General features: G+C 72.1%; 19 protein-coding genes. 5 read left to right on the top strand and 14 right to left on the bottom strand.

Annotated features, from left to right (window positions below; translation table 11 throughout):
* Positions 1-78: 78 nt before the first annotated feature.
* The 9 genes from hemB to hemE all read right to left on the bottom strand — a co-directional run bounded on the left by hemB (position 79) and on the right by hemE (position 7,469).
* Positions 79-1,062 carry a porphobilinogen synthase gene (gene hemB / locus QBE02_RS11775; RefSeq protein ID WP_074694664.1) on the bottom strand — a complete coding sequence of 328 codons (984 nt, stop codon included), beginning with the start codon at positions 1,060-1,062 and terminating at the stop codon, positions 79-81.
* The gene (locus QBE02_RS11770; protein ID WP_056224614.1) at positions 1,059-1,874 is read right to left on the bottom strand and encodes a uroporphyrinogen-III synthase; all 816 of its coding nucleotides are present in this window, start codon (positions 1,872-1,874) and stop codon (positions 1,059-1,061) included. Before QBE02_RS11770 ends, hemB begins: the two co-directional genes overlap by 4 nt.
* The gene (gene hemC / locus QBE02_RS11765) at positions 1,871-2,872 is read right to left on the bottom strand and encodes a hydroxymethylbilane synthase (protein WP_279365866.1); all 1,002 of its coding nucleotides are present in this window, start codon (positions 2,870-2,872) and stop codon (positions 1,871-1,873) included. The genes QBE02_RS11770 and hemC overlap by 4 nt, the downstream gene beginning before the upstream one ends.
* Entirely contained in the window at positions 2,869-3,540 is a 672-nt protein-coding gene (gene hemQ / locus QBE02_RS11760) for a hydrogen peroxide-dependent heme synthase (RefSeq protein ID WP_074694663.1), read from the bottom strand. Before hemQ ends, hemC begins: the two co-directional genes overlap by 4 nt.
* 191 nt (positions 3,541-3,731) lie before the next feature.
* Positions 3,732-4,010 carry a hypothetical protein gene (locus tag QBE02_RS11755; RefSeq protein WP_074694661.1) on the bottom strand — a complete coding sequence of 93 codons (279 nt, stop codon included), beginning with the start codon at positions 4,008-4,010 and terminating at the stop codon, positions 3,732-3,734.
* On the bottom strand, positions 4,000-4,410 hold the full coding sequence (locus QBE02_RS11750; RefSeq protein ID WP_144784080.1) for a phage holin family protein: 411 nt from the start codon (positions 4,408-4,410) through the stop codon (positions 4,000-4,002). Before QBE02_RS11750 ends, QBE02_RS11755 begins: the two co-directional genes overlap by 11 nt.
* A gap of 3 nt (positions 4,411-4,413) precedes the next feature.
* Positions 4,414-4,815, bottom strand: a complete 402-nt coding sequence (locus QBE02_RS11745) for a hypothetical protein (protein ID WP_279365865.1) — start codon at positions 4,813-4,815, stop codon at positions 4,414-4,416.
* Between the two features lie 111 nt (positions 4,816-4,926).
* A complete protein-coding gene (gene hemG, locus QBE02_RS11740) occupies positions 4,927-6,435 on the bottom strand; it encodes a protoporphyrinogen oxidase (RefSeq protein ID WP_279365864.1) in 1,509 nt (502 codons plus the stop codon).
* A complete protein-coding gene (hemE, locus tag QBE02_RS11735) occupies positions 6,432-7,469 on the bottom strand; it encodes a uroporphyrinogen decarboxylase (protein WP_279365863.1) in 1,038 nt (345 codons plus the stop codon). Before hemE ends, hemG begins: the two co-directional genes overlap by 4 nt.
* A 100-nt stretch (positions 7,470-7,569) precedes the next feature.
* Between hemE and QBE02_RS11730 the strand changes: the two genes are divergently transcribed.
* Genes QBE02_RS11730 through QBE02_RS11720 form a run of 3 tightly spaced genes read left to right on the top strand, consistent with a single transcriptional unit; the run spans position 7,570 to position 9,844 of the window.
* Entirely contained in the window at positions 7,570-8,907 is a 1,338-nt protein-coding gene (locus tag QBE02_RS11730; protein ID WP_279365862.1) for a glutamyl-tRNA reductase, read from the top strand.
* A gap of 40 nt (positions 8,908-8,947) precedes the next feature.
* Complete coding sequence (locus QBE02_RS11725) at positions 8,948-9,229, top strand: hypothetical protein (RefSeq protein WP_144784074.1); 282 nt, start codon at positions 8,948-8,950, stop codon at positions 9,227-9,229.
* 36 nt (positions 9,230-9,265) lie between these two features.
* Positions 9,266-9,844, top strand: a complete 579-nt coding sequence (locus QBE02_RS11720) for an HhH-GPD-type base excision DNA repair protein (RefSeq protein WP_279365861.1) — start codon at positions 9,266-9,268, stop codon at positions 9,842-9,844.
* A gap of 12 nt (positions 9,845-9,856) precedes the next feature.
* On the opposite strand, the gene QBE02_RS11715 is transcribed toward QBE02_RS11720, so the two are convergent.
* The 3 genes from QBE02_RS11715 to menC form a co-directional block, all read right to left on the bottom strand.
* The gene (locus QBE02_RS11715; protein ID WP_279365860.1) at positions 9,857-14,350 is read right to left on the bottom strand and encodes an SCO7613 C-terminal domain-containing membrane protein; all 4,494 of its coding nucleotides are present in this window, start codon (positions 14,348-14,350) and stop codon (positions 9,857-9,859) included.
* 169 nt (positions 14,351-14,519) lie between these two features.
* A complete protein-coding gene (locus QBE02_RS11710; protein ID WP_056224644.1) occupies positions 14,520-15,908 on the bottom strand; it encodes a glycine--tRNA ligase in 1,389 nt (462 codons plus the stop codon).
* A gap of 99 nt (positions 15,909-16,007) precedes the next feature.
* Positions 16,008-17,141, bottom strand: coding sequence for an o-succinylbenzoate synthase (gene menC / locus QBE02_RS11705; protein WP_279365859.1), 1,134 nt, complete (start codon positions 17,139-17,141; stop codon positions 16,008-16,010).
* Positions 17,142-17,471: 330 nt separating this feature from the next.
* On the opposite strand from menC, the gene QBE02_RS11700 reads away from it, so the two are divergent.
* Together QBE02_RS11700 and QBE02_RS11695 are read left to right on the top strand one after the other, a co-directional pair.
* Positions 17,472-18,287: an SDR family oxidoreductase gene (locus tag QBE02_RS11700; protein ID WP_279365858.1), complete on the top strand. Its 816-nt coding sequence runs from the start codon at positions 17,472-17,474 to the stop codon at positions 18,285-18,287.
* 5 nt (positions 18,288-18,292) lie between these two features.
* On the top strand, positions 18,293-18,502 hold the full coding sequence (locus QBE02_RS11695) for a multidrug transporter (protein ID WP_279365857.1): 210 nt from the start codon (positions 18,293-18,295) through the stop codon (positions 18,500-18,502).
* Between the two features lie 36 nt (positions 18,503-18,538).
* On the opposite strand, the gene QBE02_RS11690 is transcribed toward QBE02_RS11695, so the two are convergent.
* Both QBE02_RS11690 and QBE02_RS11685 read right to left on the bottom strand, forming a co-directional pair.
* A complete protein-coding gene (locus QBE02_RS11690) occupies positions 18,539-19,225 on the bottom strand; it encodes a GNAT family N-acetyltransferase (protein WP_279365856.1) in 687 nt (228 codons plus the stop codon).
* 32 nt (positions 19,226-19,257) lie between these two features.
* Positions 19,258-20,580, bottom strand: coding sequence for an MFS transporter (locus QBE02_RS11685; RefSeq protein WP_074694653.1), 1,323 nt, complete (start codon positions 20,578-20,580; stop codon positions 19,258-19,260).
* Positions 20,581-20,624 lie beyond the last annotated feature (44 nt).

The raw sequence follows: 20,624 nt of genomic DNA, 5'->3' as shown, positions 1-20,624 counted from the left end.
GCGTGAGTCGCCAAGTTTTGTCGCTTCCGCGGACAGCGAAGCGACAAAAGTTGGCGACTCGCGCAAAAAGACGAGTGCTCAGAGCTCGGCGCGGAGCCAGCGGGCGGCCTCGACCGCCCAGTAGGTCAGGATCGCGTCGGCGCCGGCGCGACGGATGCCGAGCAGGCTCTCCATGATCGCGCCCCGGCGGTCGATCCAGCCGTGGGCCGCGGCGGCCTCGACCATCGCGTATTCGCCCGACACCTGGTAAGCCCACACGGGCACGTCGACCGAGGCCTTCACGTCGGCGAGCACGTCGAGGTAGGGCAGCGCCGGCTTGACCATGACGACGTCGGCGCCCTCTTCGACGTCGAGCAGCGCTTCGCGCACGCCCTCGCGGCCGTTGCCGGGGTCGAGCTGGTACGAGCGGCGATCGCCCTTCAGCTGCGAGTCGACCGCCTCGCGGAACGGACCGTAGAAGGCCCCGGCGTACTTCGCCGAGTAGGCGAGGATCAGCGTGTCGGTGAAGCCCTCGGCGTCCAGAGCCTCGCGCACCGCGCCGACCTGGCCGTCCATCATGCCCGACAGCCCCAGCATCGCCGAGCCCGCACGCGCCTGCGCGAGCCCCATGGCGGTGTAGCGCTCGAGGGTCGCGTCGTTGTCGACGGCCCCGTCGTCGCGCAGCACGCCGCAGTGCCCGTGGTCGGTGAACTCATCGAGGCACAGGTCGGTCTGCACGACCACCGCATCGCCGACCTCGGCCACCACGGCCTCGGTGGCGCGGTTCAGGATGCCGTTCGGGTCGTCTGCTCCGGAGCCCACGGCGTCGCGCACCTCGGGCACGCCGAAGAGCATGACGCCGCCGATGCGCTGCTCGGCGGCCTCGGCCACCGCGCGGCGGAGGGAGTCCATCGAGTGCTGCACGATGCCGGGCATCGAACCGATCGGGCTCGGCTCGGTGATCCCCTCGCGCACGAACATCGGCAGCACGAGCTGCGAGGGCACGAGGTGGGTCTCGCGAGCGAGACGACGGACGGCGGGGGTGCGGCGCAGACGCCGCGGGCGGTGCTCGGGGAAGCTCATGAGGTCGATTCGTCGGAGTGCAGGGGGAAGCGGGCGACGGCTTCGATGAGGGAGTCGACGGTCTGGGTCTCGGCCACCACGTCGACGCTCAGACCGGCGCGCTTGGCGTCTTTGGCGGTGCGGGGGCCGATGGCGGCGATGACGGTGGATGCCGGGATCTCGGGGAACTGATCGACGACCTGTTCCGCGACCGAGCCACTGGTGACGAGGATGGCGTTGATGCGGCCCGAGGTCACGTCGGCGGCGATCTTCTCGGTCACCGGCACGCCCACCGTGCGGTACGCGACGACGCTGCGCACGTCGTGGCCGGCCTCGATGAGCAGTCGCGTCAGCACCGGCTTGGCGATCTCGCTGCGCAGGGTCAGCACCTTGCGCGGCTCGGTCTCGATCGCGATCATCTGCTCGGCCATACCCTGAGCGGAGTTGTCCCGCTCGGGCACGAGGTCGACGTGGTACCCGACGGCCTGCATCGCGGCCGCGGTCGTCTCGCCGACGACGGCGACCTTCGTCTCGGCGGGGATGACCGCCTTATAGGCGTACAGCACGTCGACCGTCGTGGCGCTCGTGAGCGTCAGCCAATCGAAGGCACCCGCGGCCAGGTCGGCGAGCGCCTGGTCGAGCGTCGCCTGGTCGTTCGTCGGCGCGAAGTTGATCAACGGCGCGATGACGGGCACCGCTCCGAGCTGTCGAAGACTCGCCGCGACGCCGTCGCCCCAGGGGCCCCCTCGGGGGACGAGGACGCGACGACCGGCAAGAGGTTTCGGCACGCTGCCCGTGGAGGGGTTCGGCGTGTGCTGGTGGCCTTCGTTCATGTGGTCGACTCTCGTGGTACCAGGTCGGCCGCCCCGCGTTCGAGCAACCGACGCGCGGCTTCTTGGCCCGCTCGCGTCGCTCGCGCGATCGGTCCCCCGTCGTCGGCAGCATCTGCTCCATTGCCACTGCCCGTAGTGTCCCCACCATACCCCGGGTCGAGACGCACCGTCCGGTCGATGCCGATCCGTTGCGTTCCATCGAGCGCGTAGACCACCGCCCGCAGGCGCAGGTCGCCCTCCGCGAGCGAGGCGTGGGTGCCGACAGGCGCGCTGCACCCGGCATCGAGGGCGGAGAGCACGGTGCGCTCCGCGGTGATGGCCACCCGGGTGCGTTCGTCGTCGAGCTCGGCGAGGGCCGCGAAGATGTCCGGGTCGATGTCGTCGCGCGTCTCCACCGCCAGCGCCCCCTGCCCCGGAGCGGTCGGCCACTCCGCGAGACCGAGCTCCTCGGCGAGGAGTCCGCCCAGATCTCCTCCGAGCCGCGAGATTCCCGCGGCCGCGAGGATCACGGCATCCAATTCTCCCTCGCGCACCCGGGCGAGACGCGAGTCGACGTTGCCGCGGATGTCGCGGATGTCGAGGCGCGGGTTGTGCCGCAGGGCCTGAGCGATACGACGCGGGGAACCGGTGCCGACCCGCGACCCCGGGGCAAGGGACCCCAGGGCGACACCCTCGCGCGTCACGACGACGTCGCGCGCATCTTCACGAGGGGGCGTCGCAGCGATCACCAACCCGTCGGGCTGCTGCGTCGGCAGGTCTTTGAGCGAGTGCACGAGGAAGTCGCAGCGGTCCGCCGCGAGGGCCTCGCGCAGCCCGTTCGCGAAGACTCCGCGCCCGCCCAGCTGCGACAGCGAGGCGCGGTTGACGTCGCCTTCCGAGACGATCGGCACCAGCTCGACGGAACGACCGGATGCCGCGGACACGGCGTCGGCGACTATCTGCGACTGCGTCATCGCCAGGGTGCTGCGGCGAGTGCCGAGGCGCAGAGGCGCACTCACTGAAGGATCTCGGGGATCTCGTCGAGCGTGACCAGACGGCCGGTGTAGAACGGCACCTCTTCGCGCACGTGGCGGCGGGCCTCGGTGTAGCGGAGGTCGCGCATCATGTCGACGAGGTCGGTCAGGACGTCGGCCTCCATGGGCAGGAGCCACTCGTAGTCGCCCAAGGCGAACGAGGCGACCGTGTTGGCGATGACGCCCTTGTAGGCCGAGCCCTTCTTACCGTGCTCGATGAGCATCTCGCGACGCTCGGCCTCGGGCAGGAGGTACCACTCGTAGCTGCGGACGAAGGGGTACAGGCACAACCACTGCTGGGCCTCGATGCCGCGGAGGAAGCCGGGCACGTGCGAGCGGTTGAACTCCGCGTCGCGGTGCACGCCCATGGCGTTCCACGTGGGCAGGAGATTCTTCAGCAGGTCGGTGCGACGCAGGCGTCGCAGGTCGCGCTGAAGGGCCTGGGGGTCTTCGCCGTGGAGCCAGACCATGAGGTCGGCGTCGGCGCGCAGACCACTGACGTCGTAGAAGCCGCGGACGGTGACTCCGTCGGCCTCGACGAGCGAGACGAGGTCGGCGAGTTCGGTCGCGTCGGCGGCGGTGACCGGGTTCTCGGGATCGCGGCGGAAAACCGCCCACAGCGTGTACACGGAGGAGGAGCTGTCGTCGGACATACTTCCAGTCTCGTCCGGTCGGGGCGGCGGTCCAAACCGGTTGACTCGCCGCCGAACCACCGACAGGTGCGCCGGCGGCATCGGCGACCCCACGGCCACCGCCCGGTGCGTCCGCGACACCGCGACCACGGGCCGACCCGCGACGACGAAGCGGCCCGACCCCCGAAGGAGGCGGGCCGCTTCGCGGAGTCTCAGCGCGTGTAGGCGCGGACGATGCCCCAGACGGCGAGACCGACGAGCGCGGCGACGCCGGCGACCGCAGCCGCGGCTGCCCCGGGGTTCTGCTGCGCCTTCTCGCGCACCTCGCCGACGGTCCGGTCGATGGCCTCGCTGACGCGACGCGGGGCGTTGGCCTTCACCTCGATGGCGGCCAGCGCCGCTTTGAGCTCGGCGCGCGCCGACTGCACCGGGTCGGTGATCCCCAGGGGAACCGCGGTGCGGGGGACGGGGACGGGGCGATCAATACTCATCGCGGGCCTCTTTCACGATGCGGACGTCTTCGGAGATGGCCTTGCCCGGGTTCTCGCGGTTCGAGAGCTTCTTGAAACGCAGGTACCCCAGCAGGGCCAGGATCGCGGTGATGACGATCATCACGCCGAACACGACGAGCGCGGACAGCCACACCGGCCACCACGACGAGAGCCCCGCGATGACGAAAGCGAAGAAGACGGGAATGGCCCAGAAAACGACGATCAAGGCACCGACGAACCACCCGGCGCCGATGCCGGCGTCCTTGGCGGTGCGCTGCGCCCACGCCTTCGCGCCGTTGATCTCGGCGACGACGAGGTTGCGCACCAGTTCGGGGATGTCCCCGATGAGGGTGAACAGGCTGTCGTCGGAACGATCGCGGAATCCGCGCGGAGTGGTCATGCGTCAGCTCCCGGACGAGGTGGAGCCGCTCTTGGCCGCACGCGCCCGCGTGGTGGCCGACTTCTCCGCCTGCTTGGCGTCGTCGACGGAGTCCTCGACGACGTCGGCGACCTCGTGGGCCGACTGCTTGGCGGCACGTCCGGCGCGCTCGGCGCGCTCCTGCACGGTGCCCGAGCCGCTCGCGGCACCGGTGACCGACTTCGCGCCCTTCCACACCACGCCGGGAACGGACTTCAGGGCCGAGATACCGAAGGCCTTGACCTTCTCGACCTGTCCCTGGACGACGGGCTGGTCCCAGACCTTCGCGGCCTGAGTCTTGATCTGCTCGTACCGGTCGCGCCCTGCCCGTGCGCCGAGCACGTAGCCCGCCACGAGTCCGACGACGAGTGCTGCTTTGCCCCTCATGGGGTCTCCTCACGCTCGAACGAGTGCTGGTCGAGTCTCACAGTAGTCATGTATGCCGTGCTCGGCATCCACCCTTGACAGCCGGGCGGACTTGGTCGAGAGAGTGCGAGGTCAGCTCGTCCAGAGGGCGTCGCTGCGCACGCGATCGGCCTCATCGCGGGCGTCGGGGATGACCTGGGCGAGGCCCGTGCCCGAGATCCACGCGCCGGTCGCCCCGAGGCCCGGAACCGCGCGTACGGCACCGCGCGCGGCGGCGGTCTCGGCCGCCCGCCCGATGGTCGCCGCGGGCTGCGACTGCACGTATAGCACGCGATGCGCGTCCCGGAGGGCGGATGCCGACAGCTCGACGCCGAGCATCGCGGAGGCCTCCGAGAGGGCCAGGGCTGCCGCCGCATCGTCGTCGAGAGCGGCGGTCGCGGGCTCTTCGCCCTGAGCACCGAACGAGACGCGCACCACGTGGACGCCGGGCTCGGCGGCATCCCGGACCCAGTCCCATTTCGCGGTGGAGTGCGTGAGGGCCTTCGCGACGTGGCTGCCGGGAACGGTGAGGACGCCGGTTCCGCGCGGAGCCCGGTCGAGAGTGGGGGCGTGCACCACGAGGGTCACGACCTCGACGACCGGGGCGGCCGGATCGCCCACCTCGAGGCCGGGGACCACGGGCGCGAGCAGTTCGCGGGCGGGCCCCTCGGGCAGGGCGACGATGACGGCGCGCGCCACGAGCGGTTCGTCGTCGACCGAGGTGGTCACCGTCCAGCCGTCGTCGGTCTTCTCGAGAGCCCGCGCGGCGACGCCCGTGCGCACCTCCACGCCGCTCTCGACCAGGGCGGCGACGAGAGCGTCGACGAGGCGGGACATCCCGCCGGCGATGCCCTCGACCGCGCCCCCGGGGGCGGGAGTCTTCGAGGCCCCGCCGGACACGACGGGAACGTCCGACGCGGGAGCGTCTGCGGGGCGCGCAGCCGCCCGGCTCGCACGCAGATCGGCGACGGCGCCCGTGAGCGAGCCCGTCCGTGTCAGAGCCGCGTTCAGACCGGGAGCCGCGAGGTCGATGTCGATGTCGTCGGGGCGGGCCGAGTAGACCCCGCTCGTGACCGGTGCGACCAGCCGGTCGAGCACACGCGCGCCCAGCCGCGACCGCACGAGCTTACCGAGGCTGTGCGCGTGCCCGATCGTGAGCGGCGGCCGGAGGCGGTCCAGGTACGCGCGCCACGCCCCCGACCAGCCGATGACACGTCGCACGTCGGGGGCGAAGGGGTTGTCCGGGATGCCGAGCACCCCGCCCTTCGGCAGCGGCGCCGCCCCGACTCCCGGCACACCCGCGACCCACGCCCCGGCCGGGTTGGGGGAGACGATGTCGTCGGCGAGACCGAGCTCGTCGAGGAGTCTGCGCACGATTCCGCCGCGCGTCGCGAAGCTCTCGGCGCCGACGTCGAGGGTCATCCCGCCGACCTCGGCGGTCCGCAGGACCCCGCCGAACACCTCGGAGGCCTCGAGGACCGTGACCTTCAGGCCGACCTTGGCGCATTCGCGCGCCGCGACCAGACCCGAGATCCCGCCGCCGACGACGATCACCCGCGTCTCGTGCGCGTGACGCACGAGACGATCGAGGGGCTCGCTCACGCGTCCTCCCCGTGAGCGCGGGCGACGACGCGGGTCAGCACCTCGGGGTCGGTGTCGGGCGGCACGCCGTGCCCGAGGTTGAGGATGTGCGCGCGGGCCGCGCGACCGCGGGCGAGGACGTCGTCGACGTGCGCGGCCAGGACCGGCCACGGAGCGCCCAGCAGCGCCGGGTCGAGGTTTCCCTGCAGCGTCACGCCCGGGCCCACGATCGCCGCGGCCTCGTCGAGCGGCATGCGCCAGTCGACCCCCACCGCGTCGGCGAGACCGCCCAGGCGCATGTCGTCGAGAAAGGCCCCCGTGCCCACGCCGAAGTGGATGCGGGGGACCTCGATCCCCTCGAGGGCGGCGTGAGAATGCGGGGCGATGAACTCGCGGAACGTGGCGGGCGAGAGCGACCCCGCCCACGAGTCGAAGAGCTGCACGGCCTGGGCACCGCCGTCGATCTGCGCGTCGAGGAACGCGCGCGAGACCTTCGACAGCCACCCGGCCAGACGGTGCCAGGACTCCGGGTCGGCGTGCATCATGCCGCGCGCCCGCAGGTGCTCCTTGCTCGGCCCACCCTCGACCAGGTAGGCGGCGAGAGTGAAGGGCGCCCCGGCGAAGCCGATGAGGGGAACGGCCTCGTCGAGCTCAGCGGTCACGCGACGGGCGGCCTCGCGCACGGGCTCGGCCGCCGCGGCGACGTCGTCGGGGTCGATCGCGGTGATCCGCGCCACGTCGTCGGCGGTGCGGACGGGGTCGGCGAAGACCGGGCCGCGGCCGGGCTCGATCACGACGTCGACGCCGGCCAGACGCAGCGGCACGACGATGTCGCTGAAGAAGATCGCGGCGTCCACTTTGTGACGGCGGATCGGCTGGAGGGTGATCTCCGCCGCGAGGTCGGGGGTCAGGCACGCGTCGAGCATGCGCGTGCCCACGCGCAACTCCCGGTACTCGGGCAGGGAGCGCCCGGCCTGCCGCATGAACCACACCGGCTGCCGCTCGGGGCGATCGCCACGGAGGGCACGGAGCAGGGGCGCGTCGAGGGAGGCCATGGCATCCATCCTCCCACCCGCCCCGCGGGAGCACGTGGGATGCCTTGACGTCGAGAGGCCACCCGGAATACCCCGAGGAAGCCGGGCGTAGAATATGGACGTGCTGCTGTGCGTCAGCGCGAGTCACAAGACCGCGTCCTTCGATCTCCTCGAGCGGCTCAGCGTACCCGCGACACCCGTCGCCCCTCTGATCGCCGAGCACGACGAGTGCGTCCAGGGCGCCGTCGTGGTGGCGACCTGCAACCGCTTCGAGGCCTACGTCGACATGGACGAGCCCGTCACCGCGGCCGTCGCCCTCGGCATCGAGGCCACCCTCGCGGCCATCGAGTCCGCCACGGGCGTCCCGGCCGGCGAGCTCGAGGGCTCGTACACCGTCCTCGGCGGCAGCGACGTGGCCGAGCACCTCTTCTCGGTGGCATCCGGTCTCGAATCCGTCGTCGTCGGCGAGGGCGAGATCGCCGGTCAGGTGCGCCGCGCGCTCAACGAGTCCCGCCAGCTCGGCACCACCTCCGCCGAACTCGAGCGCCTGTTCCAGCGCGCCTCCGAAGCGCAGCGCGGCGTCAAGAACTCCACCGCGATCGGCCGCGCCGGACGCTCCCTCGTGCGCCTCGGCCTCGAGCTCGCCGACAGCCGCATCACCGACTGGTCGACCCAGCGGGTTCTGCTCGTCGGCACGGGCGCCTACGCCGCCGCCACGGTCGCGGCCCTCCGCGACCAGGGCGCCGAAGACATCTCGGTGTACTCGCCCTCGGGCCGGGCCGCGAAGTTCTCGGCCAAGCACGGTCTGCGCGCGATCTCGGCCGAGACCTTCCCGAGCGTCGTCGCCCACTCCGACCTCGTGATCACCTGCACCACCAGCGAGAACCACGTCCTCAGCGCGGCGACCTTCGCCGCGGGTCGCGGCGCGTTCGAGGCCGCGGTCGACGAGGCCGCGGGCGTCTGCCCCGTCGACCACATCGCGCGTCGCCTCGTGATCGACCTGGGTCTGCCCCGCAACGTCGACCCCGACGTCGCCACGGTTCCCGGCGTCGACCTGCTCGACCTCGAGACCATCCGCCTGCACGCCCCGCTCGAAGAGCTGCAGGCCACCGACGCCGCGCGCGACCTCGTGCGCGACGCCGCCCGCCGCTTCGCCTCGGTCGGCGAGCGCAAGAACATCACCCCCGCCGTCGTGGCCCTGCGCGCGCACGTCTTCGGCGTGCTCGACGCCGAGGTCGCCCGCGTGCGCGCCCGCGGCGACGAGGGCGGTCAGACCGAGCAGGCGCTCCGTCACCTCGTCGGCGTGCTGCTGCACACCCCGACCACCCGCGCCCACGAGCTCGCCGAGACCGGCCGCGCCGACGAGTACATCGACGCCCTGTCGGCTCTCTTCGGCATCGAGGTCGCCGAGCCCGCGGCCTCCGCCCCCGCGCGTCGCGACATCGCCGACGCGGGCTGACTCCCCGCCTGATCCCGGGTCCTCGGGCAGGATGGATGCCGTGAGCACACCGGCATCCGAGGTCTATGTCGTCGCGGGAGAACCCCGCCGCGGCAATGCGCTGCGCTGGGTGGCGACGTTCGCCCTGGGCCTGCTGCACATCGAGGACGACGCTCCCTCGGTGAGCGAGACCGTCATCCGTCGCGTCGACGGGTCGCTCGTGAAGCGGCTGAAGCCCGGAAGCGTCGCGCACTTCGAGGTGCAGATCAGCGAGGCGACGGAGGATCTGCTCGAGATGGATGCCGTGCCGTTCGCTCGGAAGTGGATCGCCGACCCGGCTTGAGGGCTGCGCCTGCGGGTGTCGCGGGAGAATGAGCGTATGAGCCTGCGCATCACCGACGACCCCGCCGCGGACGAGCTGCTGTCGAGCAACCCGCTCGCCCTGCTGATCGGCATGCTGCTCGACCAGCAGGTCGCCATGGAGACGGCGTTCGCCGGCCCGCTGAAGATCCAGGAGCGCACCGGATCGATGGATGCCGGCGCCATCGCGCACCAGGACCCCGACGCGTTCGCCGCCGCGTTCTCGCAGTCGCCGGCCGTCCATCGCTACCCGGGATCGATGGCGGGGCGCGTGCAGGCGCTCTGCGCGGCGATCGAGGAGGACTGGGACGGCAAGGCCGAGAACCTCTGGACGCGCGACGCCCCCGACGGCAAGACCGTGCTCAGGCGCCTGAAGGCGCTGCCGGGCTTCGGCGAGCAGAAGGCGAAGATCTTCCTCGCGCTGCTCGGCAAGCAACGCGGCTTCGACGGCGCCGGCTGGCGGGAGGCCTCGGCCCCCTACGGCGAAGAGGGCTCGTTCCGCTCCGTGGCCGACATCGTGAGCCCGGAGTCGCTCACCAAGGTGCGCGAGCACAAGCGCGCCGCGAAGGCCGCGGCGAAAGAAGCGAAGGCGAAGTAGGAACGCGCTCCCTCACCGAAGAGATCTGATCGCGAGGGCCACCGCCCTCACCTCCCGGATGCGGCGCTCGTACGTCGCCGCGATCACGATGAGGAGCACGCCGGCGATGCCGAGCCACAGCCACCAGAGGCCGGACGCGCTCTCGTAGAGCGACGCGATCCACGGCCAGAGCTGGGCGACGGCGTGGACGATCAGCACGATCCCGCCGAGCAGAACCGGGGCCTGCCAACGGAACCGCGCGCCGACCAGCAGCGTCAGCAGAGCGACGACGCCGAGCGCGAGGACGCGCCACAGCGCGTTGCCGCTCGAAAAGTCGAACAGCAGCGAGGGGATAAGCAGGAGCGCCAGGCCGATCCCGAGCGCCGGCCACGTCCGCACCGCGGGACGCTGACGGAGGGTCCGGATGCCGTGGATCAAGAGCGCCACGGCGAGGGGGGTCGTGATCGCCTCGACGGGATCGGCACTGCCGAGAACGATCGCCAAGAGGCCGAGGACGGCCGACAGACCGATCGCGGTCCACCGCACCGCCGCACCCTGCCACCACAGCCCGAGGGCGAGGACGGCGACGAGCGTGACGATCAGACGCAGCGGGCCCTCGCCCGTGGCCGAGAGCCGGGTAGCGGTGAGGACCACCGCGACCGCGGGAGCGGCGATCGCGAGCGCCTGCGACACCCCGGGCAGGACGTCCGCGCGCCGACGGTGGAGGAGAACGCCGACGACCACCAGAGGAACGGTCGCGGCGACGAGCCACACGTCGAACAGGGCGGTCACGAGCTCGTGCAGGGCGCGCAGCGACGCGGCCACGATCAGGCCGAGCGAGGCGACGCCGATCACCGGGGTTGCCAGCGGGGCGAGCGCGCCGCGGAAAAGAACGGCTGCGATCACCAGCACGGCGACCGCCGCGAGCGTCACGCCGATCGCGCGCACCGGCGACGCGTCGGCGATCGCCGCGGACGGCAGGAGCCCGACCGCCGCACCGCCGACGGCGAACAGCACCGAGGCCGGGGCGACCGGGCGGCGGCGATCGAGGAGGGCGGCGGCGATCCACACGAGCGCGAGAGGCACGGTGGCCCACTCGATCGGGCGGACATCCGCCCCCACGCCGATGAGGGCGACGAGCCCCGCTCCGGAGTGCGCGGTGATCGCGAGCGGCATCCCCCCGAGCCGGTGACGCACGCGCAGGGCGGCGACACCGACGGCACCGAGCACCGCGACGGCGATCACCATGCGCCCGATCGGCCCGCCGTCGACGGCGACCAGCACGGCCGATCCGAGCGCGAGCAGCACGGCGGCGCCGACCAGAGCGTTGCGCGCGGACGACGCCGCCCACGGGGCCGGGCGTCGCGCGACGCCCACGGCGGCAGCGCCGATCGCCACGACCGACACCACGACGACGAGATCCGCGATGCCGATGCCACCCCGCTCGACGGAGAAGAGGAGCTGTGCGACCGTGAGCAGCACGAGCGAGAGCGCTCCCGCGGCTCCGACCGCGACGGGGAGTTCATCGGGGGTCCGTGGAGGACGCACCCAACCCCCGACCACCAGAACCGCGGCCGAGAGGAGCGCGACCGCCAGCACGTGGACGAGGTCGCCCGAGGCCGAGAGGGCGCTGGGAGCGAGCGCGACGGTGGTCCCCGCGGCGGCGATCACCGCTGGGACGACCGCGGAACGGTTCTCTCCCACCCGCCGCGCCCGCTCATGGCCGGCCGCGATGCCGAGCACCGCGATACCGACCGGCACGGTGAAGAGCTCGACGGTCTCGGTCTGCTGCCAGAGCAGCCGCGTCCACAGCGCGAGGGTGCCCAGGACGAGCGCGAGCCAGATGAGGTGTCGGCGGGGCCCGCGAGAGCGGAAGAGGCCGTCGCCGTCGGTCGCCCACAGCACAGCGGCCACCGCCGCGAGCAGCAGCGGAAGCCACCGGACTCCCTGCGAGGGAACGACGACGATCGACAGAGCGGCCACGAGCGCGGCCCCCACGTCAAGGCAGGCGCGGGTGGACGGGTCGGTGCGGAGCACGCGCAGGCCCGCCGCGGCACTGACGACGGCGATCGCCGCGTAGACGATGGCCGTCACCAGCGGCAGCGGGTCGATCAGCCGGAGCGCGGAACCGGCCGCGCCCGCGACGAGCAGGGGCGTCATGACCGCCGCGAAGGGCCGCGCGACGCGCCATGGCAGGTAGGGCGTCGTGAGGACGGCCGCCGACGCGACCGCGGCGACCAGCGCCGACGCGAGCATCCACACGTCGGTCGCGGTGCCCGCGCGGAACCACAGCGCGGGGGCGGCGACCACCACGATCGCCGCCAGAGCGGTGACCACGCCGGCGCTTCGTTGCGCGACGTCGAGACCCCACCGGTGGAAGAGCGGGGCGACGAGAGCGACGAGACAGAGGGATGCCATCGCGAAAGGAACCGTCGTCGGGGTGGCCCCGTCGACGACGAGGTCGGCTCCGGCGCGCAACGCCCCGGGAACGAGGACGGCGCTCCCCGTCAGGAACAGGACGACCGCAATCGCGGACGGCACCCGGATACTCGGATGCGCTCCGGCCACCGCGGCGAGCACGGCCGCGACCACGACGCTGCACAGCCCCCAGGCGAGCGGAGAGGAGAACGACGACACCCACCCTGCGCCGAGGGCGAGGCAACCCCCGACCGCGGCGAGGGCGATGTCGCCGCGACGGCGGCGGAGGACGACGACGGCGACCACGGCGAGCGCCAGGTACCAGGCGACCACGAGGATCAGGACGCGCAGCTGGGGTCCCGCGAGCAGGGCGACGGCCGCCCCGGCGATCAGCACGGGGGTCCGGCGCTGCGCCCACGATCCCGACAGACGCCAGACCACGGCGGCGAGCACGACGATGGCCGCGAGGGCGATCACGGCCGCCGTGCTGACGGCATCCGGGGCATCGAGATCGAGGGCGGAGCGCCCGAAGACGACGATCGACCGACCCAGGACGGTGCCGACGGCATCCATCGCGCCGACCAGGGGCAGGATCGCGGCGACAGCGGCGGAGATCGCCGCAGCCAGCGAAGCGACGACGACGGTCGTCCGCCCGAGGCCCGGAGTCGCGCGACGCGCGGCGACGTCGAGCCCCAACGCGACGGCCGAGGCGACGAGCACCGGGACGGTGACGGACAGGGTCGCGTCGGCCGCACGGATGATCGTGCCCGCGATCCCCAGCCCGAGGACGACGACCGCTGCCACCGCGGCCGTCGACGCCAGGCGCGCGGCACCTCGGCGCGCGAGCGACCGGGCGTGGAGAGCGAGACCGAGGGAAAGCGCCGCGCCGAGGACCGCGGGCGTCGCCGTGCTGCGCGGGTCGACGATCAGGGCGGAGGTCATCGCGACGACCGCACCGACGGCGGCGAGAGCCCGGACGACCGCGATCTCGATCGTCAACGCCGGGCGCGGAGCCCGGGCGAGGAGCGGCGCGAAGGGGGCCGCGAGGGCCAGGAGCAGCAGGATGAGCCCCCACGCGTACCACCCGAGGGCCGCATCCCGCGTGAAGAGACCGGCGACCAGCATCGCGGGCCCGACCGCGAGGGCCGCGACAGCGACCGAGAGCGGGGCGCGCAGGCGCGACAGACGCGACCAGCCCACGAACGCGGCACCCGCGGCCACCGTCGTCGCGCCCCAGTACACGCTCGGTTCGAGGCTCGCCGCCCCGCCCAGGTCGTTGGCTCGGACGGCCCAGACGTCGAGGGCCACGAAAGCGATCCCGAGCAGCGCGATGCCCTCGGAGGTGGCACCGAGGCCCCGACGGCGCAAGAGCGAGGCGGTGGCGATGATCGCCGCCGTGACGAGTCCGATGATGACGGAGCGCAGGACGAGCCCGCCACTGATCCACGCGACGGTGAGGAAGAAGGCCGCAGCCACGGCGAGAAGCACCACGCCGACCGACAGGAGGAAGACCTGGACGCTCGAACGGCGGGGCGCGGCCGGCCCCGCGGGGACGGGTGCGGCCGGCTCCACCGGAGGACCACCGTCGAACGGCGGCGCAGCCGGGAAGCCTGCGCTCGGCTCGACCAGCGGCCCCGGGGGAATCGTCGGCCCCGACGGCGGTGCGAACGCCACGTCGGCGGCTGCGGCGGGCGCCGACGCCGTCGTCGAGAGCGATGCGGGCTCGGCCGTCACGGAGTCACCCGGGGGCATCGCGACCGGCGACGGAGGCGCGGGGGACGGAAACACCGGGGACGGCAGCACCGGGTGAAGCTCGGACGACGGGGGAGCCGGCATCCGTTCCTCTTCTGCCCGGGCAGCCGCGGTCTCCGCATCGCGGTGCACCCGCATGAGGACGTCGGCGCGCTCGTCGACCAGCTCCACGATTCGCTGCGACAGGTTGAGCACCCGCGTCGTGCGCGCATCGGTCAGGTCGAGTCCGCACGAGGCGCACGGCGACACGGTGATGGGTGCGAAGCACGACGGGCAGCGCGATGTGTCGACGAGCGCCCCCGGCTGCTCGGGCCAGGCGATGCCCGACACTGCTCCCCCGTGATCGACTTCCGTCATCGTGCCCCCTCGGCGTCGGTCGTCGACCCAGGCTAGCGAAGTCCGGCCGTCGCACCGGGGTCATGCACAGCGGCGGTTCCTCCCCAGCCCGGGGGGCACCCGATCCCCAACGACGGAAGACCGGATGCCACGGCCTCGGGCCACGGCATCCGGTCTTCGCTGAATCGGGTCAGGCTCCCCGCAGGCGCTCCGCCAGGTAGCCGTGCAACGCGTCGAGGCCGATGCGCTCCTGGCCCATGGTGTCGCGGTCGCGCACGGTCACGGCGTTGTCGTCGAGGGAGTCGAAGTCGACCGTGACGCAGAACGGGGTGCCGATCTCGTCCTGGCGACGGTAGCGGCGGCCGATCGCGCCCGCGTCGTCGAAGTCGATGTTCCACCCGGCCGCGCGCAGCGTGTCGGCGACCTCGCGGGCCAGCGGCGACAGGCGCTCGTTGCGCGAGAGCGGGAGCACGGCGACCTTGACGGGCGCGAGGCGGGGGTCGAGCTTGAGCACCGTGCGGGTGTCGGTGCCGCCCTTGGCGTTGGGCACCTCTTCTTCGCGGTACGCGTCGACGAGGAAGGCCATCATCGCGCGCGTCAGACCGAACGAGGGCTCGATGACGTAGGGCGTGTACTTCTCGCCCGATGCCTGGTCGAAGAACGTGAGCGACTGGCCCGACGCCTCGGAGTGGCTCTTGAGGTCGTAGTCGGTGCGGTTGGCGACGCCCATGAGCTCGCCCCACTCCTTGCCCGGGAAGCCGAAGCGGTACTCGACGTCGATCGTGCCGGCCGAGTAGTGCGCGCGGTCGTCTTCAGGGACGTCGAAACGCTTCATGTTCTCGGGGTCGATGCCGAGCTCGATGAACCAGTTCCAGCAGGCCTCGACCCAGTGCTCGAACCACTCGTTCGCCTCGGCCGGCGGGGTGAAGTACTCGATCTCCATCTGTTCGAACTCGCGCGTCCGGAAGATGAAGTTTCCGGGGGTGATCTCGTTGCGGAAGGCCTTGCCGACCTGGCCCACGCCGAACGGGGGCTTGCGACGCGATGCCGTGAGCACGTTCGAGAAGTTCACGAAGATGCCCTGCGCGGTCTCGGGGCGCAGGAAGTACAGGCCCGACTCGTCGTCGACGACGCCGAGGTAGGTCTTGACCAGGCCCGAGAACGACTTGGGCTCGGTGTACTGCCCCTTGGTGCCGCAGTTGGGGCAGGGCACGTCGGCCAGGCCGTTCTCGGCCTTGCGGTTCTTGCGCGCCTCGAAGTCCTCGATGAGGGTGTCGGCGCGGAAGCGCTTGTGGCAGCTCAGGCACTCCACGAGGGGGTCGGTGAAGGTGGCGACGTGGCCCGAGGCCTCCCACACGCGCTTGGGCAGGATGATGCTCGAGTCGAGCCCGACCATGTCGCCGCGACCGCGGACGAAGGTCTGCCACCACTGCCGACGGATGTTCTCTTTGAGCTCGGTGCCGAGGGGGCCGTAGTCCCATGCGGAGCGCGAACCGCCGTAGATCTCACCGGCCTGGAAGACGAACCCGCGATGGCGGGCGAGGGCGATGACCTTGTCGAGGCGGGACTGTTCGGCCACGGTGGCTCCAATGGTCGGGAAAGCTGTGGGGTTCGAGCGCGAGTGCGCGGCATCCAGTTTATCGAAGAGGCCCGCGCCCGCCCGGCCGCCCGGCGGACGTCACCGCGTGATGCGCTCGCGACGCACGGTGAACTCCTCGAGCGCGGCTTCATCGATCTCGACGCCGAGCCCCGGGCCCGTCGGCACGCGCACGTGCCCGTCCTCGATCACGGCCGGCTCGGTCACGATGTCGCGGGTGTAGAAGCGGGCGGATGCCGAGATGTCGCCCGGCAGCGTGAACCCGGGCAGGGCCGCGAGCGCCGCGTTGGCCGCGCGGCCGATGCCGGTCTCGAGCATGCCCCCGCACCACACGGGAACGCCCGCGGCGAGCGCGCGGTCGTGGATCGCGACGGCCTCGAGGTAGCCGCCCACGCGCCCCGCCTTGATGTTGATGATCGCGGCAGACCCGAGGGCGAGGGCGTCGGCGGCGGCCTTGTCGCTCACGATCGACTCGTCGAGGCAGACGGGCGTCGACAGGCGCTTCGCCAGGGTCGCGTGATCGACCAGGTCGTCCTCCTGCAGGGGCTGCTCGATGAGCAGCAGGTCGAAGCGGTCCAGTTCGGCGAGGGTGTCGGCATCCTGAAGCGTGTACGCGGAGTTGGCGTCGACCTGCAGCGGAATACCGCCGAAGGCCGCGCGGACGGCGGCCGTGTCGTCGATGTCGCGACCGGGCTTGATCTTGATCTTGATGCGCACGTACCCCTCGTCGAGGTAGCCGCCGACGGCCGCGACGAGAGCCTGCGGGTCGCTCTGGATGCCGACCGAGACGCCCGAGGGCACCCTGTCTTTCTCGGCGCCGAGGTACTCGCCGAAGCTGCGGTTCTCGGCCCGCAGGGCCGCGTCGATCACCGCGAGCTCGAGACCGGCCTTCGCCATGCGGTGACCGACGACGTGGTGCAGCGCTCCGGCGACCTCCTCGGGTGCCACGGTCCGACGCGCGAGCAGCGCCGGGGCGAGGAAGCGGGTCAGCACGTCCCACGCGCCCTGCGTGTACTCGCTCGAGTACGACGGTTCGGACTGCGTCACCACTTCTCCCCAGCCGCTGCCGTCGGGCGTCTCGGCGGTGACGATGATGACCTCGCGCACGGTCTCGGTGCCGAACGAGGTGGTGAAGGGCGACACGAGCGGCATGTGCAGCACGCGCAGGTCGACGGCATCGAGGGTCACGGGCGCGGCGGGGCGGATCAGCGGCATGACGGCAGGCTAGCGGGGGCGGCGGCACAACGCAGGAGACGCGGACGCCGGCCCCCGGCATACGGCCCCGCAGCCGGGACGGCCGAGCAATTCTCCTGCGTTGTGTCGCGGCACCCCGGCACAACTCCTGCAGAACGGGCGCGGAGGGGGAGGACCGGCGCCCGAGCCGGGGGAATCGCAGGAGTTGTGCACGCCACCCTTGCCCGACCCGCCGCGCCTGCGTCAGTCGGCCGGTGGCTTCCGCGCCCGGCCGACCCGCGACCGTAACGCCCGCGCCCGGCCGTGGCAAGGCCGCCGATGCCGCTGCCGCCCGCGCGTAGCGTCGGCCGCATGAGCGCTGACTTCACCCCCCGCCACGCGATCGTCACCGGCTCCGACTCGGGCATCGGCGCGGCCACGGCCCTCGCCCTCGCCTCCGCCGGGATGGACGTCGCCGTCACCTACCACTCCGACAAGGACGGCGCCGAAGAGACCGCCGCGGCCGTGCGCGAGCGCGGCGTGAAGGCGATCGTCGCGCAGTTCGACGCGACCGACTTCGACACGGTTCCGGATGCTGTGAACGCCATGGCCGACGAGCTCGGCGGCCTCGACGTGTTCGTCAACAACGCCGGAGGCGGTATCGGCGGCACCTTCCTCGACCTCGACTTCGACACCTGGCGCACCGACATCTCGCTCAACCTCGACGGGGCGTTCCTCGCCCTGCACACCGCCGCCCGCCGCATGGTGAAGGCGGGCAACGGCGGACGCCTGATCGTCGTGTCGAGCGTGCACGAGCACCAGCCGCGCGTCGGCTCGGCCCCCTACGTCGCCGCCAAGCACGGCGTCGGCGGACTCATCAAGACGATGGCCCTCGAGCTCGGCCCGTACGGCATCACCGCCAACGCGGTCGCGCCCGGCGAGATCGCCACCCCCATCAACGACATGTCGGCCGAAGACGCCGAGCGCACCCACCGCCCCGGCATCCCCCTGGGTCGCCCCGGAAAGCCCGACGAGGTCGCCGATGTCATTCGCTTCCTCGCCTCGCGCGAGAGCGCCTACGTCACCGGAGCCAGCTGGGTCGTCGACGGCGGAATGCTGCACATGGGCCCGCAGGCGGGCTCGCACATGGAGTCGGACGCCTGGCGCTCGGCCGGCGAGAAGGAGTGATCACCGTGAGCGACGAGAAGAGCTTCGAAGAGAACCGTCACGACCAGCTGACGAGCGCGCCGAAGGCGACGGAGGAAGACGCAGCTCCCCGCTTCGACGTCAGCGAGCACGACGGGATCACGCGGATCGACATCCGCGACGACGCGGCCGTGCGGCCGGGTCCGGGCCAGGGCGACCCGGCAGCCGAGAAGGACACCCCGATCACCGAGCAATGACGCCCCCGCGTCCCGGCGCGAGAATGCGGCCCCGTCTCAACCGACGACGAGGTACCCGCGGCGATCGAAGCCACCGATCCGCCGACCGGATGCCAGGTGCCGCCGTAGCTCGTCGCGCACGCGCCGACGCCACTCGGCGGCTGCCGCCGGGTCGCTCGAGCGCAGGGCCTCGATGTCGTCGGGCACGGGCACGACGGCCGAGATCCCGGCATCCGTCGGGGTGGGCGCGGGAGGTTCGGCGAGAGCCCACGACACCATCAGGCGGTCGGACTCGTCGCCGCGGTTCACCGCGTCGGCCATCTCGCCGTACTGGTTCACGAGGTAGTCGGTGACGCGCGCGCCCAGCACCGCGAGGTTGAAGTGGGCGTTGCGACCGACGAGCGGGTCGAACGTCCAGGTGATGCGGCCGACGCCGCGCTCGAGCGCCCACTCGCGCTGGTGGTTCTTCAGCTGTCGGCCCAGTCCGCGCCCCTGATATCCGGGGACGATGCCGGTGATGTGCGAGTGCATCGACCTCTCGGCGGGCGGGCCGAAGAACGCCGCCGAGGCGCCGATCATCCGGTCGCCGTCGTAGAGGCCGACGACGTAGTTTCCGGCGTGCTCGAGAGCCCGCAGGATGTTCGCCGGCATGGTCCCGTGCTCACCCCAGACCCGGTCGAGCACACCCGCGGCCTCGTGGATGGCCTCGACGGTGTCGAGGGTCCGGATGTCGATGTCGCTCATGCTCTCGAGTCTCGCACCGCGGCGCGGGCGCGTCAGCGCGGCAGCACCCCGCCGACGTGACGGATGGTCCGCCCGCGCTCGATGACGATCGCGATCCCGCCCACGAGCCACAGCGGCACCTGCGTCAGGAAGGCGAGACGGAACGCGTCGAGCGAGTACGTCTCGGGGCTTCCTGCACCCTGCACGTCCATCGCGATGCCGATGAACAGGATGGCCAGGAGGGCCGCGAGGAATCCGCCGCCGTTGACGATGCCTGTCGCCGTGCTGAGGCGGTGACTGGGGGTGAACGTACGCGCGTGATCGAACGCGATCATCGACGCCGGCCCCCCGGTCGACAGCGCGAACATCAGCACGACGAGCAGCCACACGGGCGCGGGCCCGGGCCAGACGATCACGACGATCCACATGACGGCCTGGAACACCACGGTCGGCAGCACGAGCCAGCGCGAACGGCGGGTGGGATGCCGACTCGACAGCGCCCCGATCACGGGGCCGCTGAGGATGCTGAAGAGCACGAGCGAGGTCATCACGAGAGACGCGGTGGCGGGGGCGAGGCCCTCGCCCGCGGTGAGGAAGGGGAAGCCCCACAGCAGCATGAACGCCGTGCCCGCGAAGGGAGTGGCGAAGTGCGACCAGAAGCCGAGACGCGTGCCGGGGTGCGCCCACGACTCGCGGAAACCCTGCCGCAGGTCGGGCGACGACCGCACCACGCGGATCGCGCCGGTCTGCGTGTCGACCGAGGTGTCGACCGGGTCGGACCGGCGTTCGGGCGGGCGGTTGCGGATGATCAGGAAGGTCAGGACCGCGAACAGCAGGCCGAGACCCGCGACGCTGCCGAAGGCGACGCTCCAGCTCGTGGCGTGCAGGAGGGCGGCGAGCGGGACCACGGCGACGATCTGGCCCAGCTGACCGATGATCCCGGTCAGCTGCACGAGCACCGGCGCCCGCTGCGCGGGGAACCACGTCGCGATCACGCGCAGCACGCTCGGGAAGATCGCCGCATCGCCCGCACCGATGAGGACACGGGCCAGGATGCCGATCCCCACGGCATCCGCGGAGGCCATGACGAGCTGACCCGCGGCCATCAGCACCATGCCGATCGCGATCATCGGTCGCGCGCCGTACTTGTCGAGCAGGAGCCCGACCGGGATCTGCATCGCGCCGTAGACGAAGAGCTGGATGACGGCGAACATCGACAGGGCCGAGGCGTCGGCTCCGAAGCGCACAGCGGCATCCACCCCCACCGCCGAGAGCGAGGTGCGGTTGATGATCGACACGACGTACGCGAGAACGCCAACGATCCACAGCGTCCAGGTACGCCACCCCGGCCGGTCGAGGCGGAGGGTGCTGGTCACGTCTTCCAGGCTAGCCCCGGCCACCGACATCGGCGGCGGGGTGG

Origin of the sequence: Microbacterium testaceum (genome assembly GCF_029761935.1) — a bacterium.
Lineage (GTDB): Bacteria > Actinomycetota > Actinomycetes > Actinomycetales > Microbacteriaceae > Microbacterium > Microbacterium testaceum_A.
The sequence above is the reverse complement of the archived record's forward strand: the minus strand, read 5'-3'. Positions and strand labels throughout refer to the sequence as shown.

Bases quoted from the DNA above. Each gene is read 5' to 3' on its own strand.
- hemB (WP_074694664.1), bottom strand. From the start codon at position 1,062: ATGAGCTTCCCCGAGCACCGCCCGCGGCGTCTGCGCCGCACCCCCGCC.
- QBE02_RS11770 (WP_056224614.1), bottom strand. From the start codon at position 1,874: ATGAACGAAGGCCACCAGCACACGCCGAACCCCTCCACGGGCAGCGTG.
- hemQ (WP_074694663.1), bottom strand. From the start codon at position 3,540: ATGTCCGACGACAGCTCCTCCTCCGTGTACACGCTGTGGGCGGTTTTC.
- QBE02_RS11755 (WP_074694661.1), bottom strand. From the start codon at position 4,010: ATGAGTATTGATCGCCCCGTCCCCGTCCCCCGCACCGCGGTTCCCCTG.
- QBE02_RS11750 (WP_144784080.1), bottom strand. From the start codon at position 4,410: ATGACCACTCCGCGCGGATTCCGCGATCGTTCCGACGACAGCCTGTTC.
- QBE02_RS11745 (WP_279365865.1), bottom strand. From the start codon at position 4,815: ATGAGGGGCAAAGCAGCACTCGTCGTCGGACTCGTGGCGGGCTACGTG.
- hemE (WP_279365863.1), bottom strand. From the start codon at position 7,469: ATGGCCTCCCTCGACGCGCCCCTGCTCCGTGCCCTCCGTGGCGATCGC.
- QBE02_RS11720 (WP_279365861.1), top strand. From the start codon at position 9,266: ATGAGCCTGCGCATCACCGACGACCCCGCCGCGGACGAGCTGCTGTCG.
- QBE02_RS11715 (WP_279365860.1), bottom strand. From the start codon at position 14,350: ATGACGGAAGTCGATCACGGGGGAGCAGTGTCGGGCATCGCCTGGCCC.
- menC (WP_279365859.1), bottom strand. From the start codon at position 17,141: ATGCCGCTGATCCGCCCCGCCGCGCCCGTGACCCTCGATGCCGTCGAC.
- QBE02_RS11700 (WP_279365858.1), top strand. From the start codon at position 17,472: ATGAGCGCTGACTTCACCCCCCGCCACGCGATCGTCACCGGCTCCGAC.
- QBE02_RS11690 (WP_279365856.1), bottom strand. From the start codon at position 19,225: ATGAGCGACATCGACATCCGGACCCTCGACACCGTCGAGGCCATCCAC.